The organism is Streptomyces sp. NPDC093795 (genome assembly GCF_044764665.1).
Classification (GTDB): Bacteria; Actinomycetota; Actinomycetes; order Streptomycetales; family Streptomycetaceae; genus Streptomyces.
In genome coordinates, this window is record NZ_JBIWIO010000001.1 from 251,573 (window position 1) to 266,805 (window position 15,233).

General features: G+C 73.2%; 12 protein-coding genes. 4 read left to right on the top strand and 8 right to left on the bottom strand.

What is annotated here, in order from left to right; all coding sequences use genetic code 11:
- Window position 1: 1 nt before the first annotated feature.
- The 3 genes from ACIRB7_RS01130 to ACIRB7_RS01140 form a co-directional block, all read right to left on the bottom strand.
- Window positions 2–1,279 (bottom strand): CpaE family protein, encoded by a 1,278-nt coding sequence (locus tag ACIRB7_RS01130; protein WP_403590583.1) that lies wholly within the window; start codon window positions 1,277–1,279, stop codon window positions 2–4.
- Between the two features lie 7 nt (window positions 1,280–1,286).
- Complete coding sequence (gene cpaB, locus ACIRB7_RS01135) at window positions 1,287–1,994, bottom strand: Flp pilus assembly protein CpaB (protein ID WP_403590586.1); 708 nt, start codon at window positions 1,992–1,994, stop codon at window positions 1,287–1,289.
- A gap of 187 nt (window positions 1,995–2,181) precedes the next feature.
- Window positions 2,182–3,186: a hypothetical protein gene (locus ACIRB7_RS01140; RefSeq protein ID WP_403590589.1), complete on the bottom strand. Its 1,005-nt coding sequence runs from the start codon at window positions 3,184–3,186 to the stop codon at window positions 2,182–2,184.
- A gap of 394 nt (window positions 3,187–3,580) precedes the next feature.
- Between ACIRB7_RS01140 and ACIRB7_RS01145 the strand changes: the two genes are divergently transcribed.
- Window positions 3,581–5,308 carry a chitinase gene (locus ACIRB7_RS01145; RefSeq protein ID WP_403590592.1) on the top strand — a complete coding sequence of 576 codons (1,728 nt, stop codon included), beginning with the start codon at window positions 3,581–3,583 and terminating at the stop codon, window positions 5,306–5,308.
- A 63-nt stretch (window positions 5,309–5,371) separates the two neighbouring features.
- Here the strand turns inward: ACIRB7_RS01145 and ACIRB7_RS01150 are convergent, their stop codons facing one another.
- Window positions 5,372–6,661 (bottom strand): serine/threonine-protein kinase, encoded by a 1,290-nt coding sequence (locus ACIRB7_RS01150; protein ID WP_403590595.1) that lies wholly within the window; start codon window positions 6,659–6,661, stop codon window positions 5,372–5,374.
- A 91-nt stretch (window positions 6,662–6,752) separates the two neighbouring features.
- On the opposite strand from ACIRB7_RS01150, the gene ACIRB7_RS01155 reads away from it, so the two are divergent.
- Entirely contained in the window at window positions 6,753–8,114 is a 1,362-nt protein-coding gene (locus ACIRB7_RS01155) for a M14 family metallopeptidase (RefSeq protein WP_403590598.1), read from the top strand.
- A 91-nt stretch (window positions 8,115–8,205) separates the two neighbouring features.
- Here the strand turns inward: ACIRB7_RS01155 and ACIRB7_RS01160 are convergent, their stop codons facing one another.
- The 3 genes from ACIRB7_RS01160 to ACIRB7_RS01170 are packed head-to-tail and all read right to left on the bottom strand — an operon-like array spanning window position 8,206 to window position 10,630.
- Window positions 8,206–8,619 carry a RidA family protein gene (locus ACIRB7_RS01160; RefSeq protein WP_403590601.1) on the bottom strand — a complete coding sequence of 138 codons (414 nt, stop codon included), beginning with the start codon at window positions 8,617–8,619 and terminating at the stop codon, window positions 8,206–8,208.
- Window positions 8,616–9,380: an IclR family transcriptional regulator gene (locus ACIRB7_RS01165; protein WP_403590604.1), complete on the bottom strand. Its 765-nt coding sequence runs from the start codon at window positions 9,378–9,380 to the stop codon at window positions 8,616–8,618. Before ACIRB7_RS01165 ends, ACIRB7_RS01160 begins: the two co-directional genes overlap by 4 nt.
- Window positions 9,377–10,630: a sugar kinase gene (locus ACIRB7_RS01170; protein ID WP_403590607.1), complete on the bottom strand. Its 1,254-nt coding sequence runs from the start codon at window positions 10,628–10,630 to the stop codon at window positions 9,377–9,379. The genes ACIRB7_RS01165 and ACIRB7_RS01170 overlap by 4 nt, the downstream gene beginning before the upstream one ends.
- Window positions 10,631–10,760: 130 nt before the next feature.
- Here ACIRB7_RS01170 and ACIRB7_RS01175 point away from each other — a divergent pair, with 130 nt between their 5' ends.
- Together ACIRB7_RS01175 and ACIRB7_RS01180 are read left to right on the top strand one after the other, a co-directional pair.
- The gene (locus ACIRB7_RS01175; protein WP_403590610.1) at window positions 10,761–12,026 is read left to right on the top strand and encodes an alanine racemase; all 1,266 of its coding nucleotides are present in this window, start codon (window positions 10,761–10,763) and stop codon (window positions 12,024–12,026) included.
- 9 nt (window positions 12,027–12,035) lie between these two features.
- Window positions 12,036–13,628 carry an amidohydrolase family protein gene (locus tag ACIRB7_RS01180; protein ID WP_403590613.1) on the top strand — a complete coding sequence of 531 codons (1,593 nt, stop codon included), beginning with the start codon at window positions 12,036–12,038 and terminating at the stop codon, window positions 13,626–13,628.
- A 143-nt stretch (window positions 13,629–13,771) separates the two neighbouring features.
- Here the strand turns inward: ACIRB7_RS01180 and mptB are convergent, their stop codons facing one another.
- Entirely contained in the window at window positions 13,772–15,205 is a 1,434-nt protein-coding gene (gene mptB / locus ACIRB7_RS01185) for a polyprenol phosphomannose-dependent alpha 1,6 mannosyltransferase MptB (RefSeq protein ID WP_403590616.1), read from the bottom strand.
- Window positions 15,206–15,233 lie beyond the last annotated feature (28 nt).

Here is a 15,233-nt window from a genome sequence, read left to right on the forward strand (position 1 = left end):
CTCAGCGTCCTCCGGTGCGGCGCCGCAGCCCGAGGGAGCCGCGGTCGCCGGTGGTACGGGCGAGCTGCTTCCCGGGCTTGCCCGCCTTGCCGGGGGCCGCGGCGGCCGGGGCTCCGACCAGGCCCAGTTCTCCGGCGAGGGTCCACAGGGCCTGCTTGACGGTCGACTTGGCGTCGAGTTCGTGGAGGCGGCCGGCGTCGACGACGGCCTGGAGTTCCTTGAAGTGGGCGGGGACGGAGACGCCCGCGATCCGGGTGCCGGTGATCTTCTGGACGAGGGGTGGCTGGATCTCGGCGGAGCGGTGATGGCGGTTGACCACGGTCACCGTCTCCTCGGCCTTGCGGACCTGGAGCCGTTCCCACATGCGTACGGTCCGTTTGGCGGCCCGGACGGCGACGACGTCGGGGGTGGCGACGAGGAGGGCGGTGTCGGCCATCTCGATGGCGGCGGCGTTGGCGCTGTTGAGCTGGGAGCCGCAGTCGACGACGACGACCTCGTGCCGGCCGCGCAGGGCGCTGACGATCTGGCGGGTGGCGCGGTCGGTGACCTCTTCGCCGCGTTCGCCCTCCGCGGGGGCGAGGAGCAGCGAGAGTCCGGTCTCGTGGACGTACACGGCGTCCTGGAGGACACGCGGCGAGATGTCGTTGATGGCGGCGAGGTCGGCGACGGAGCGACGGAACTGGACGTCGAGGTAGGAGGCGATGTCGCCGCTCTGGAGGTCCATGTCGACGAGGGCGACGGACCGCCCGGAGGCGCGGGCCGCGAGGGCGAGGTGGACGGCGGTGACGGTGGTGCCGACTCCGCCCTTGGCGCCGCTGACGGTGACGACGGTGCCGCCGGGCCCTGTGACCTGCTCGGCGGCCCCGCCGAGGTGGCGGCGGACGCCGACGGACCACTGGGCGGCGGCCTGGACGCGGCTGGCGAGCTCCTCGTAACCGAGGGGGAGGGTGACGAGTCCCCGGGCGCCGGAGTCCATGGCGGCGGAGAAGAGGACGGGGCTGGCGTCGGCGGTGATGAGGACGACGCCGACGGCGGGGAAGCGGAGGGCGACCTCGCGGACGAGTTCGAGCGCGGGGACGGGCCCGATCCGCTCGTGGACGAGGACGACCTCGGGGAGTTCGTCGAGGGAGGCGGCGGCGAGGCGGGCGAGGGTGTCGACGAGCTGGGTGGAGTCGGTGACCGGCGGGGCGGGTTCGGCGTCGGGGAGCTGGCCGATCAGGGTGGTGACGGACCGGGCCGCGTCGGGGTCTCCGACGGCCGGCAGGATCCTGGTGGTCATACCGGCCTCACTTGTCCTTTTCGAGCGTGTAGGTGCGGTCGCGCTGGTCGGCCGGGGCGCCGCCGGTGGTGGGGGCGACGAGGGCGAGGCGTACGTGCTCGGCGAAGGACTCGGCGTACGCGACGCGCTGGGTGTCGAGGGTGGAGAGCGCGAAGCTGATCGGGACGGCCTGGGTGGTGCGGCTGGAGTTGTCGGAGCTGTCGCGGATCGGGGTGAGCTTGCCGACGGAGAGGACGCGGGCGCCGGCGACGATCATCCGCGACTGCGAGGGGTCGCCCTTGTTCTCGCCGGCGAAGGTGGCGTAGATGTTGACGGTGGCGCCGGCGTTGATCTTTCCGGCGACGCCGGTCGCCGCGTCGACCATGATCGCGATCTCCTGCTGTCCCGGCTGGAGTTCGGGCTGCTCGACGATCATGTCGGTCTGGAGGAGCGAGCCGGCCTTGAGCCTCGTGACGGCGATCCTGCCCTGGATCTGGCGGAGGTCGGTGACGGCGGTCTCGGAGAGCCAGCGCTTCGGCATGGTGATCTTCTCGAAGGAGCTCGCGGTCAGCGGTGCGTAGGGGGCCACGTCCTTCTTGATCCGGTACGCGGTGGTCTCCGGGCCGACCTTGGAGTTCACGTCGCTGATGACGGCGAGGACACCGGCGAAGGCCCCGAGGGCGCACAGGACGGACAGCAGCAGCAGGATGACGCCGCGGCGCTGGCGGGAGTTCATGGCCGTACTTCCTCGGTCGGAGACGTGGGTCCGGGCGGGCGGGGCGGGCGGAACTGGTGGGGCTGGCCGGGCTGGCCGGGCTGGTGGGACTGGCGGGCGTGGCGGTCGGGCGGTCGTACGGGGGCGAGGCCGGGGCCGGAGGCCGGGAAGCCGCGCCGGACGTCGCGCGAGCGGCGCGAGGGGTGGTTCACGGCAGGGCGCGGACGGAAGGAGGTCCGGTGTGCCCGCCGGAGCCGAGGGCGCGGGCGCCGGTGTGCGCGCCGGGCCCGAGGGCGCGTGTGCCGGCGTGCCCGCCGGAGCCGGGCCCAATGCCGGTGCCGGTGCCGGTGCCGGAACCGATGCCGCGCGCGCCCGCTTCCGGCGGCCCCCCCACGGTCAACGGGGCCGCGCAGAAGCCGCAGCGGTCGCCGATGAGGTCCATCGTGCACCAGTGGCAGGTCTCGCGCCGTACGGAGGAGACGAGCTGGTAGAGGACGGGGAGGTCGGGGAGGTACGCGGCGAACTCGACGAGTTTTCCGGTGCCCCACCAGCCGGGTGAGGTCGCGGGCAGCGGGGTCTCCTGGGTCGCGCCCTGGATCTGCCAGCGGGGCACGAGGGTGGTGGTGGGCCAGTCGGTCTGGAGCTGGCCACGGGCGAGGAGGAGTTCGGTGGTGAACTCGGGGCCCGCGAGGGGCGTCTCCCCGTTGCCGACGCGCGTGATCTGCGGGGTCGGTCCCGCGAGTGCGGCGAAGTGGGCGCCGGGCAGCCAGCTCTTGAGGTGGGAGCCGAGGCTGACGGGGACGCGGTCGAGCCGGGAGACGGAGCCGAGGACGGCGCCCGCGTAGATGTAGTGGGCGAGCAGTCGGGCGGCGGAGGCGAGGACGCCGGGGCTGAAGTCGCAGCCCGCCAACTGCCGCAGCTGGCGCACGAGTACGGCGGCGCCGAGGGGCGGCAGGTCGGTGCGGACCAGGGCGATCCGGTCGCTTTCGAGCAGGCCGCGGACGGCGTGCAGCCGGTTCTCGACGGCGGCCGGGGCGGAGGTGGGGCAGACGACGACCACGTACCCGTGCCGGGAGAGGAGCTGCTGCATGTCGGCGACGGACGCGTCGAGCGACTGCGTCCCGGGGGCCGGGAGGACGGCGGCGTGCGGGGTTCCGGGGTCGGTCGGCGGCAGCACCAGGTCGGCGCTGGTGACCGCGATCGCTGTCGCCACGTCGGACCCCCCGTCCCCTCCGGCCTCCGGGCTCACGGGGGCCGTGGATCACTTACCGCGTTCACGGCATCACCGCAGGGTGCTGCCGCCTCTGCACCCTATCCACGTCCCCCGGGGTGGTGAACACACAATCCGCCAACCTGTCCCCATTTCTTTGGGCTCGGGGTTCGAGCCGCTCGGCGCACCCGGGTTCCGCGCGAACAGCGCTTGTTGCCAGAGGTCTTGACAACGCGATTGGTCTGGACCAGCTTGTTCCGACAACGGTGGCCACCGTCCGCACCTCCCGCGAATCCGTACCCCCGCACCCCCCGTACAGCCTCGTACCCCGTACGAGCCCTCCGTACGACGACGAAGACGTACGGCACCTCCACATCCCCAACTCCCCCACCGGAGGATGCACGTGGACCGCACCACCACCCGCCGCGAGGCCACCACGCAAGGCCGCCGTTGGCTCGGCGGAGCGCTCGCGCTCGCCGTCGGCTCCGGGCTCGTCCTCGTCGGCGGAGCCGGCACCGCGCAGGCGGCGGACGTCAACGTCGCCAAGAACGCCGGCTTCGAGAGCGGCCTCACCAACTGGGCCTGTTCCGCCGGGAGCGGCGCCGCCGTCTCCTCCCCGGTCCGCACCGGCGCCGGCGCCCTCAGGGCCACCCCGGCCGGGCTCGACAACGCCAAGTGCGTGCAGACCGTGACCGTGAAGCCCAACTCGAGGTACACGCTCAGCGCCTGGGTCCAGGGCGGTTACGCCTACCTCGGTGCGACCGGCACCGGCACCACCGACGTCTCCACCTGGACGCCCGACAGCGCCGCGTGGAAGCAGCTCACGACGACCTTCACCACCGGGGCGAGCACGACCTCCGTCCAGATCTACACCCACGGCTGGTACGGCACCTCCCCCTACCTCGTCGACGACGTCAGCGTCTTCGGTCCCGACGGCGGCGGCGGCCAGGACCCCGACCCGGTCGTCCCGTCCACCCCGGCCGGCCTCGCCGCCGGCACGGTCACCTCGTCCTCGGTCGCCCTCAGCTGGGGCGCGGTCTCCGGCGCCACCGGCTACAAGGTGTACCGGGACGGCGCCAACCCGCAGACCGTCAGCGGTACGTCGACGACCGTCACCGGACTCACCGCCGACACCGCGTACCAGTTCCAGGTCGCCGCGACGAACTCCGCGGGCGAGTCCGCGAAGTCCTCGGCCGTCTCGGCGCGGACCGCGAAGGTCACCGACCCGGGCCCCGGCCCGGCCGTGCCGAAGCACGCCCTCACCGGCTACTGGCAGAACTTCAACAACGGCGCCACGGTCCAGAAGCTGCGGGACGTCCAGGCGCAGTACGACATCATCGCCGTCTCCTTCGCCGACTCGACGGCCACGCCGGGGCAGATCGTCTTCAACCTCGACCCGGCCGTCGGCTACGCCTCGGTCGCCGACTTCAAGGCCGACATCGCCGCGAAGAAGGCGGCCGGCAAGTCCGTGATCATCTCGGTCGGCGGCGAGAAGGGGAACGTCACGATCAACAGTGACGCCTCCGCGACCGCCTTCGCGAACAGCGCGTACGCCCTGATGCAGGAGTACGGCTTCAACGGCGTCGACATCGACCTCGAACACGGCATCAACTCCACCTACCTGACCAAGGCGCTGCGCCAGCTCTCCGCCAAGGCGGGCTCCTCCATGGTTCTGACGATGGCCCCGCAGACCATCGACATGCAGAACACGGGCACGGAGTACTTCAAGACCGCGCTCACCGTGAAGGACATCCTCACGGTCGTCAACATGCAGTACTACAACAGCGGTTCGATGCTGGGCTGCGACGGCAAGGTGTACAGCCAGGGCTCGGTGGACTTCCTCACCGCGCTCGCCTGCATCCAGCTCCAGGGCGGCCTCGCCCCGTCCCAGGTCGGCCTGGGCGTCCCCGCCTCCACGCGGGGCGCGGGCAGCGGCTACGTCGACCCGCAGATCGTGAAGAACGCGCTCGACTGCCTCACCAGGGGCACCGGCTGCGGCACCTTCAAGCCCGCCCAGACCTGGCCGTCGCTGCGCGGCGCCATGACCTGGTCGACCAACTGGGACGCGACGGCCGGCAACGCCTGGTCGAACGCGGTCGGCCCGCACGTCCACAACCTGCCGTAACGGTACGCACGCACACGTCACACCGCAGCGCCGCCGCTCACCCGGCGGCGCTGCGCCGTTCCCTCACACGGGCAGGTACCGGGCGAGCACCGGGTCGAGCCGGAGGATCCACTCGTCGACCCGGGCGGCACGGCGGCCGTCGACCTCGCAGTCGAAGACCGAGCCGTCGTAGAGGTGGACGGCGACACGGAGCGCCCGGCCGCGCCGGACGCGCTCGTACCGTACGGCCCCGATCTCGGCCCAGGCGAAGTCGGCCTCCTCGCCGAAGAGCTGCAGCGACACCCCGTCCGCGTCGACGGCGATCCCGGAGCTCCGGTCGGCGGCGACGAAGTCCGGCGCGGGCAGCGGCGGTACGGAGGGCTGCGGGGGTACGAAGAGGGTGGCGGGATGCGGTACGAAGCCGGGGACGGCGATGTCGGCAGGCTGCGTAGGCAGCGCGTAGGGAGGCACGGGAACCGCGTCGGCGGAAGCCGGAACAGGATCAGGCGCAGGCGCAGGCACAGGCACAGGCGCAGGCCCAGGATCAGAGGCAGCGACAGGCATCACCCCCACCCCCGATCCCAGCTCGTCCAGGATCTCCTCCGGCGTGGGCCGTTCGGCCGGGTTCTTCGCGAGGCAGCGGCCGACGAGCCCGCGCAGCGCCTCCGGCACGGAGGCGAGGTCCGGGGCCTCGTGGACCGCCCGGTACATGAGGCCCATCGGCGTACCGTCCCCGAAGGGCCGTCCGCCGGCCGCCGCGACGAGAACCGCGCCCAGGGCGAACACGTCGGCGGCGCCCGTCACCTCCTCGCCGAGGGCCTGTTCGGGGGCGAGGTAGCCGGGGGTGCCGAAGGCGGAGCCGGTGGCGGTGAGCCGGGTCGACTCCACCGCGCGGGCGATGCCGAAGTCGAGGACGCGCGGCCCGTCGGAGGCCATGACGATGTTGCCGGGCTTGAGGTCGCGGTGGACGAGCCCGCAGGCGTGGATGGCCTCCAGGGCCTCGGCGAGCGCGGCGCCGAGCGAGCGCAGCCGCTCCTCGCCCATGGGTCCCTGGGCGAGGACGAGCGCGGAGAGGGTGGGGCCGGGGATGTAGGCGGTGGCGAGCCAGGGCGCCTCGGCGTCGGGGTCGGCGTCGACGACCTGCGCGGTGTGGAAGCCGCCGACCTGCCGGGCCGCGGCGACCTCGGCGCGGAAGCGCGCGCGGAAGGACGGGTCGGCGGCGAGTTCCGGCCGGGCCACTTTGACGGCGACGGCACGCCCGCCGCGCGATCGGGCCAGATAGACGGTGCCCATGCCGCCTTCGCCTAGCTTGTGTTCGATGACGTATCTGCCGATGAGGGTCCCCACGCGGGACAGTATGGCCGAACTCGTCATCTTGACCGGTCCATGACATGGCGCCACCATGTGGGCCGGACACCCGCACGAGCTTGTCGCACACCCCCACACTCCCCACCCAGGAGACAGCATGCGACGTCCCACCCGCGGCAGAAGGTCCGCCACCCTCGCGGCCCTCGTGGCGCTCGCCCTCGCGGCGCCCCTCTCCGCCCTCTCCTCACCCGCCGGGGCCGACCCGGCGCCGACCGCCGCCCGTATCGCCGTCGGGGCCGAGGAGGTGATCCGGCAGTACGAGGTCGCCGGGCCCTCCACCCCGGCCGCCCGCACCGCGCTCCTGGCCACCGGCGTCTCGATCGACGAGGTCGACGCCCGCTCGGTCGTCGTCAGCGCCAACACCGAACAGCTCAGGAACCTCAAGGCGCTGGGCTACAAGCCGGTCGCGCTTCCCGGCCCGCCGAACCGCGCGACCGAGGGCGAGCACGACCACTCCGTCGGCCCGCTCGACTTCCCCTCCGCGGACGCGAGGTACCACAACTACGCGGAGATGAACGCGGAGATCGACCAGCGGCTCGCCGCCTACCCGTCCATCATGCGCAAGCAGGTGATCGGGAAGTCGTACCAGGGCCGGGACATCGTCGCCATCAAGATCAGCGACAACGTCGCCACCGACGAGAACGAGCCCGAGGTCCTCTTCACCCACCACCAGCACGCCCGCGAGCACCTCACCGTCGAGATGGCGCTCTACCTGCTGCGCGAACTCGGCGCGGGGTACGGCAGCGACTCCAGGGTCACGGGCGCCGTGAACGGCCGCGAGATCTGGATCATCCCGGACCTCAACCCGGACGGCGGCGAGTACGACATCGCCAGCGGCTCCTACCGCAGCTGGCGCAAGAACCGGCAGCCGAACTCCGGTTCGTCGTACATCGGCACGGACATGAACCGGAACTGGAACTACAAGTGGGGCTGCTGCGGCGGCTCCTCCGGCTCCAAGAGCTCCGAGACGTACCGCGGCACGGCCCCCGAGTCGGCCCCCGAGGTGAAGGTCGTCGCCGACTTCGTCCGCTCCCGGGTGGTCGGCGGCAAGCAGCAGATCACCGCGGCCATCGACTTCCACACGTACAGCGAACTGGTGCTCTGGCCCTTCGGCTGGACCACCGCCAACACCGCGCCCGGCATGACCCAGGACGACCGGGACGCCTTCGCGACCGTCGGCGGCAAGATGGCTGCGAGCAACGGTTACACGCCCGAGCAGTCCAGCGACCTCTACATCACGGACGGCTCGATCGACGACTACCTCTGGGGCGTCCACAAGATCTTCGGCTACACCTTCGAGATGTACCCGGCGTCGTCCTCGGGCGGCGGCTTCTACCCGCCCGACGAGGTCATCGAACGCGAGACGAGCCGCAACCGCGACGCCGTCCTCCAACTCCTGGAGAACGCGGACTGCATGTACCGCTCGATCGGCAAGCAGGCGCAGTACTGCACGACCTGACAGCCTGTACGTCCGTGAGACAGGGCGCCCCGGCGGTGATTCGCCGGGGCGCCCTGTCGTGGCCTTCGCCGTTCTGGCCTCGCCCCCGGACTCAGCCGAGGACGGCGAGGGCGTCGATCTCGATGAGGAGGCCGGCGGGGAGGCCGACGTAGACGGTTGTGCGGGCGGAGGCGGGGGCCTTGAGGTTCTGGTCTTCGAAGTACTGGTTGTAGATCGCGTTCATCTCGGCGAAGTGGTCCACGTCCGTGAGATAGACGCGCGTCATCATCACGTCGTCCCAGCTCGCGCCGCCCTCCTCCAGGATCGCCTTGACGTTGGCGAAGGTCTGGAGGGTCTGCTCGCGCAGCGTCGGGCCCGCGACCGCGGGGGCCTGGCCCTCGACGGCGGGCAGGAAGCCGACCTGGCCGGCGACCTGGAGGATGTTCCCCTTCTTCACGCCGTGCGAGAACTTCGCGGGCGGAGCGGTGTGGGTGGCGGGGGTGAGGGCGGTCTTCTCGGTGGTCATGCGCTGGCTTCCTTCGTCGGGGCTTCGCCGGAGTACTCGCGGCTGATGGCGTCCGCGGTGCCGCGCACCTGCGGGAGGAGGGAGAGGAGTTCCTCGGCCGTGACGACCACGTTGGGCGCCGAGACCGACATGGCGGCGACGACGCGCCCGTCGGCGCCGCGGATGGGGGCGCCCACGCAGTTGATGGACTCCTCGTGGCCGCCGAGGTCGGTGGCCCAACCCTGTTCGCGTACGGTCGCCAGCTCCTGGAGGAAGGCGGCGGCGTTCGGGGTCGAACGGGGGGTGTACGGGGGGTAGTCGAGCTTGCCTGCGACGGCACGGCGCTCCGGCTCGGGCAGGTCGGCGAGGAGCAGCTTGGCGACGGCGGCGACGGTGATCGCGACGGGCTTGCCGATGCGCGAGTACATACGGACCGGGTAGCGGCTCTCGACCTTGTCGATGTAGAGGACCTCGCCCTCCTCGTACACGGCGAGGTGGACGGTGTGCCCGATGCGCTCGTTGAGGGCCGTGAGGTACGGGTGGGCGATCTCCCGGATGTCGAGGTTCTCGACGGCTTCCTGCGCGAGGGCGAAGAGCCGGGCCCCGAGGCGGTAGCGCTGGTCCTGCTGCCGGTGGACGAGACCGTGCTCGTGGAGGGTGCGCAGCAGCCGCAGGGCCGTGGACTTGTGCACGCCGAGCCGCTCGGCGACCTGCCCGAGGTCGGCGGGGCCCTGGGCGAGCAGCGGCAGGATGCTGAGCGCCCGGTCGACGGTCTGGCTCATGGCGTACGTACCTCCTGGTCGGGGCCCTGGTGGCCCCCGGTCGGGTCCGGGCCGTCGTAGTCCCCGGCCTGGTCGGGGCCCTGGCGCACCGTCCAGCCGGGACCGAGGTGAAGTGTCCCCCAGGCGGCCTCGTCGAGCGCGGCCAGCCGGTCGGCGTGGTCACGGCGGGGCGGTGTGGCGAGGTCGCCGGGCACGGTGAGGGCGGCGGCGGCCATGAGGTGCCCGTGCCGGAGCCGGGCTCGCGCGTCGAGCCCGCGGAGGGTGGCGGAGAGGAACCCGGCGGCGAAGGCGTCGCCCGCACCGACGGGGGCGACGATGTCGACGCGGGGGGCGGGGGCGTGGGTGACGGTGTCGGGGGCCCTGTGGGCGGCAGATCCAGCCCGTCTGGGGGTCCCCCCACGCCGCCAGGCGTAGGGGGAGTTTGAGGACCGGGGTCCGGGGCGGAGCCCCGGTTCGGGAAGGGGCGGGGTGGGGAACGAACCCGCGCAGCGCTCGAACACCACCGCCCCCTCCCCACCCCCCTTCACCACAAGCCCCGCCGGCTCCGGCAGCACTCCCCGGATCGCCACCGGATCGGCGACACCCCACAGCACCTCCGCCTCATCCGCCCCCACGAACACCAGGTCGGCCCGACGGGCAAGTTCCAGCAGCACCTCGGCGGCGACGCCGGCACCCCTCCCCCACAGCCCGGGCCGGTGGTTGACGTCGAAGGAGACCAGCGGGCGCCCGGGCCGAGGCGCGGTGAGCTCCCGCATCAGCGCCAGGCAGTCGGCGGACAGCGCGGCCGTGATGCCGGTGAGGTGGAGGATCCGCGCATCGGCGACGGAGGCGTACGGGACGGTGGCCGGCGACATGGCCGACGCGGCCGAGCCCGCCCGGTAGTAGACGACCTCGTGCGCGTCGGTGGCCCGGTCGGTGGCGGTGCGGAAGTAGACGCCGGTCGGCCGGTGCGGGTCGCGGCGTACGGCGCCGACATCGACCCCGTACGCACCGATCGTCTCCACCAGGTGGTCACCGAACCCGTCCCGCCCGACGCGACCGACCCACCTCACGCGGTGCCCGGCGGCCGCGAGAGCGCAGGCGACGTTGGACTCGGCGCCGCCGATCGCGCGGGTGAAGGCGGGAACGTCGGCGAGGCGGCCCGGGCGGCCGGGAAGGAAGGTGACCATGGACTCACCGAGACAGACGAGTTCCGTGGGCGGGGGTCCGGACGTGTCCGTGGTCGCGTCCGGGGGCGCGTGTCCGCTCACTGTCGGGCTCCCTGCGACTCCTACGGGTCCATTGACCCGGCCTTGGCCCGGATGTTAGACAGCCATGAGCAATATGCGCAATGAGTGTTGCACACCCTGCAACACGACACCGCACCGACGAGGAGGCCTCATGCCCGACCTGGCGAACGAGCGCGTCGACCACCGCTTCAAGGCCCTGCCCCCGGACGCCGAGGGCCTGACCGTAGGCGAGCTCTCCGCCCAGCGGCGCAACCTCTTCACCGGCGGCTACACCACCCCCGTACTCGCCCTCTCCGCCGAATCCGTCGAGCACAACCTCCGCCTCCTGGAGACCTACGCCGAGCGCCACGGCCTCGCCTTCGCCCCGCACGGCAAGACCTCCATGGCCCCGCAGCTCTTCGACCGGCAGCTGGCGCACGGCGCCTGGGGCATCACCGCCGCCGTGCCCCACCAGGCCCGCGTCTACCGCGGCCACGGCATCTCCCGGATCTTCCTCGCCAACGAGGTCGTCGACGCCGTCGCCCTCCGCTGGCTCGCCGCCGAACTCGACGCCGACCCGGACTTCCGCTTCGTCTGCTACGTGGACTCGGTCTGTGGCGTGGAGCTGATGGACGAGGCCCTGCGCGCGGCGGGCGCCCGTCGCGCCGTGGACGTCGTCGTGGAGCTGGGCGCCGGCGAGGGGGCCCGTACCGGCGTGCGTACGGAGGCCGAGTGCGCCGCCGTCGCGGACGCGGTCGCCGCCGTCACGACGCTGCGGCTCGTCGGCGTCGCCGGGTACGAGGGCGAGGTGCCGAAGCCGGACACCGAGCGGGTCCGCGCCTGGCTGCTCCGGCTGACCGCGCTCGCCGCCGCCTTCGACAAGGAGGGCCGCTTCGACGCCGGCATCGGGGAGATCGTCGTCAGCGCGGGCGGCAGCGCCTGGTTCGACACGGTCGCCGAGGTCTTCGCGGAGCTGCCCGAACTCTCGCTCCCGGTCCTCAGGCTGCTGCGCTCCGGCGCGTACGTCTCCCACGACGACGGTCAGTACCGCAACCTCACCCCCTTCAACCGGATGCCCGAGGAGGGGGCGCTCCAGCCCGCGTTCCGCCTCTGGTCGCAGGTCGTCTCCCGCCCCACCGCCGAGCAGGCCTTCACCAACGCGGGCAAGCGGGACGCCGCCCACGACCTGCACCTCCCGGAGGCGCAGGCGGTCCGTGACGCCCGCACGGGTGAGATCCGCGCCGCCGAGGACATCACCGTGACCGGCCTCTCCGACCAGCACGCCTGGCTCGCCACCGGACCGGGGGCGGACCTGGAGGTCGGCGACTGGGTCGGCATGGGGCTCTCCCATCCCTGTACGTCCTTCGACAAGTGGCAGCTGATCCCGCTCGTCGAGGCGGACGGCACGGTGGTCGACCACATCCGCACCTTCTTCTAGGGGACGGCCATGGATCTCGTCTTCCGTGACGCGGAGGTCGTCGACGGTTCCAGCGGCCCCTCCTACCGCGCCGACGTGGCGATCGACGGGGGACGGATCGCCGCGATCGTCAAGGAGGGCGCGGCGGCCGGCTGCCGGCGCCCCACCGCCCGGCGCGTCGTGGACGCCGAGGGCCTCGCCCTCTCCCCCGGGTTCATCGACATGCACGCCCACAGCGACCTCGCGCTGCTCCGCGACCCGGACCACAGCGCGAAGGCCGCGCAGGGCGTGACCCTGGAGGTCCTGGGCCAGGACGGCCTCTCGTACGCGCCCGTCGACGACCGCACGCTCGCGGAGGTGCGCACGGCGATCACCGGATGGAACGGCCACGGCGACGACATCGACTTCGACTGGCGGACCGTCGGCGGGTACCTGGACCGCCTCGACCGCGCGCACGGCGGCCGGGGCATCGCCGTCAACGCCGCCTACCTCGTCCCCCAGGGCACGGTCAGGATGCAGGCGGTGGGCTGGGAGGACCGCCCCGCGAGCGAGGCCGAGCTGAACCGGATGCGGCGGCTCGTCGCCGAGGGCCTCGAACAGGGCGCGGTCGGCATGTCGTCCGGCCTGACGTACACCCCCGGGATGTACGCGCCGGACGCCGAGCTCACCGAGCTGTGCCGGGTGGTGGCGGAGTACGGCGGCTACTACTGCCCGCACCACCGCTCGTACGGGGCGGGAGCCCTTCGCGCGTACGAGGAGATGATCACGCTCACCCGGGAGGCGGGCTGCGCGCTGCACCTGGCGCACGCCACCATGAACTTCGGTGTGAACAGGGGCAGGGCCCCCGACCTCCTCGCCCTCCTCGACGAGGCCCTGGACGCGGGCGCGGACATCAGCCTGGACACGTACCCGTACACGCCCGGCTGTACGACCCTGGTCGCCGTGCTGCCGAGCTGGGCGAGCGAGGGCGGCCCGGAGGCGGTGCTCGCGCGGCTTCGGGACGACGGGACGGCCGAACGCATCCGGCACCACCTCGAAGTCCTCGGCTCGGACGGCTGCCACGGGGTGCCGGTCGAGTGGGACACGATCGAGGTCTCTGGGGTGTCGGATCCGGCACTCGCGGAGTTCACGGGCCGCCGCGTGGACGGCTGGGCGACGGCCCGCCGGCTGCTGATCGAGGACCGCCTCGGCACGACGATCCTCCAGCACGTGGGCCACGAGGAGAACGTACGGGCGATCATGCGGCACCGGGTGCACACGGGCGGCTCGGACGGCATCCTGCAGGGCCTGAAGCCGCACCCGCGCGCGTACGGGACGTTTCCGCGGTACCTGGGCCGGTACGTACGGGAGCTCGGTGTCCTCTCCCTGGAGGAGTGCGTCGCCCACCTCACCGGCCGCCCGGCGGCACGCCTCCGCCTTCCGGACCGGGGCCTGGTCCGCGAGGGCTACGTGGCGGACCTGGTCCTCTTCGACCCGGAGTCGGTGGCAGCGGGCGCGACGTACTCCGCACCCCGCACCCTGCCCGTGGGCATCCCGCACGTCCTGGTCGACGGCAGGTTCGTGATCGAGGACGGCCGCCGTACGGACGTCCTGGCGGGCCGCTCGATCCGCCGGACACACTGAACGGACGCACGCGCACGCGTGACGGCGGGCGGCGTCCGCGTGATGGCGGGCGGGTCCGCGCGGGGCGAGCGCCCGCCGGAAACGCTGCCGAACGCACGCGCCCGCGTGACGACAGGCGCGCCCGCACGGGGCGAGCGTGTCCCCTACCGCCCGACGGCCACCGGCGCGGCGTCCGCCGCCACCCCGTCCGCCGCCGGCGGCCACGGATGCCGCCGCACCCACACCAGGCCCGCCACCAGCACGGCCCCCGCCACCACGAAGCCGAACCAGGGCGTGTGCCCGGACGGCGCCGTCTCGTACACGAGCGCCGCCGAGACGACGGCGAGCACCTGCCCCGCCCGGCTGCGCCAGGCGACCGCCGCGACGACGGCCGTCCCCCACAGCACGTACCAGGGCTGCACCATCGGCGACAGGGCGACGAGCGCCACCAGCGAGAGGCCGAGCCCGAGGACCGGGTCCAGGGCCCCCCGCCACGCCCGCCACGCGAGCACCAGGATCACCACGGCGGCCACGGCCAGACCCGCCGTCTGCACGGCGCCCTTCACGGGCGCGGGGTCGTCCCCGACGAGCAGCCCGAGGCCGAGCCCGAGGTCGCTGGTCACCGACAGCGCGGTGTGGATCGACCCGCCGACGCTCTGGGTGCGCAGCCACCCGAACCCGGTCCCGGCCAGCACCGTCGCTCCGGCGGCGACCGCGCCCGCGACGGCCCCCGGCAGGACGAGGCCCTTGACCAGGCCGCGTACGCCACCGTCCCGGCGGGCGACCAGCACGCCGATGAACAGCAGCGCGACGGCCGCCGGCGACTTGATCATCACTGCGAGGCCGACGAGGACCGAGCCGAGCACCCACCGCCCGCGCGTGGCGAGGAGCACGCCGCCGAGCAGGAGCCCGATCATCAGGCCGTCGTTGTGCATGCCGCCGACGACGTGGATGAGGAGCAGCGGGTTGAGGGCGGCCAGCCAGAGCGCGCCGGCGCGGCCGCCGGGCCCGCCGCCGAGTCCCCGTACGGCCCAGACGATCAGGGCGAGCGCGGCCAGGGCGATCAGCCGCATCCCGAGGACGGAGGGCACGATCGCCCCGCCGGTGACCTTCACCACCGCCGCCGCGAGGAGCAGGAAGACGGGCCCGTACGGGGCGGGGGTGTCCGTCCAGTTCCCGCCGACGCTCGCCGCCGCGTCGGCGCCGAGCTCGCCGGGGCCGAGGACGGAGGGCCCGCCGCCGTACACGTCGTGACCTTCGAGCACCATGGCGCCCTGGGCGATGTAGCTGTAGACGTCGGCGCTGTACAGGGGCGGGGCGAGGAGCAGCGGGGCGGTCCAACAGGCGAGGGTGGCGGGCACGCCGTCCCGCGGGCCCCGGGCGAGCAGGACGCCGTAGCGCCACCAGGCGGCGACGAGCAGGGTCAGGCCGAGGTAGGCGAGGAGGCCGCCTGCCAGGGCGAGCGAGGAGCCGCGCGGCTCCCAGAGCCCCCAGCCGCCGCGCACGGGCAGCGTCCCGGCGGCCCACCCGCCCACGGCGACGCCGACGGACCCGACCGCACCCAGCCACCGGGATCCGGAGGCGCTGATAGCCCACATGACGTGCCAACCTATCCCGCCGCCGGGT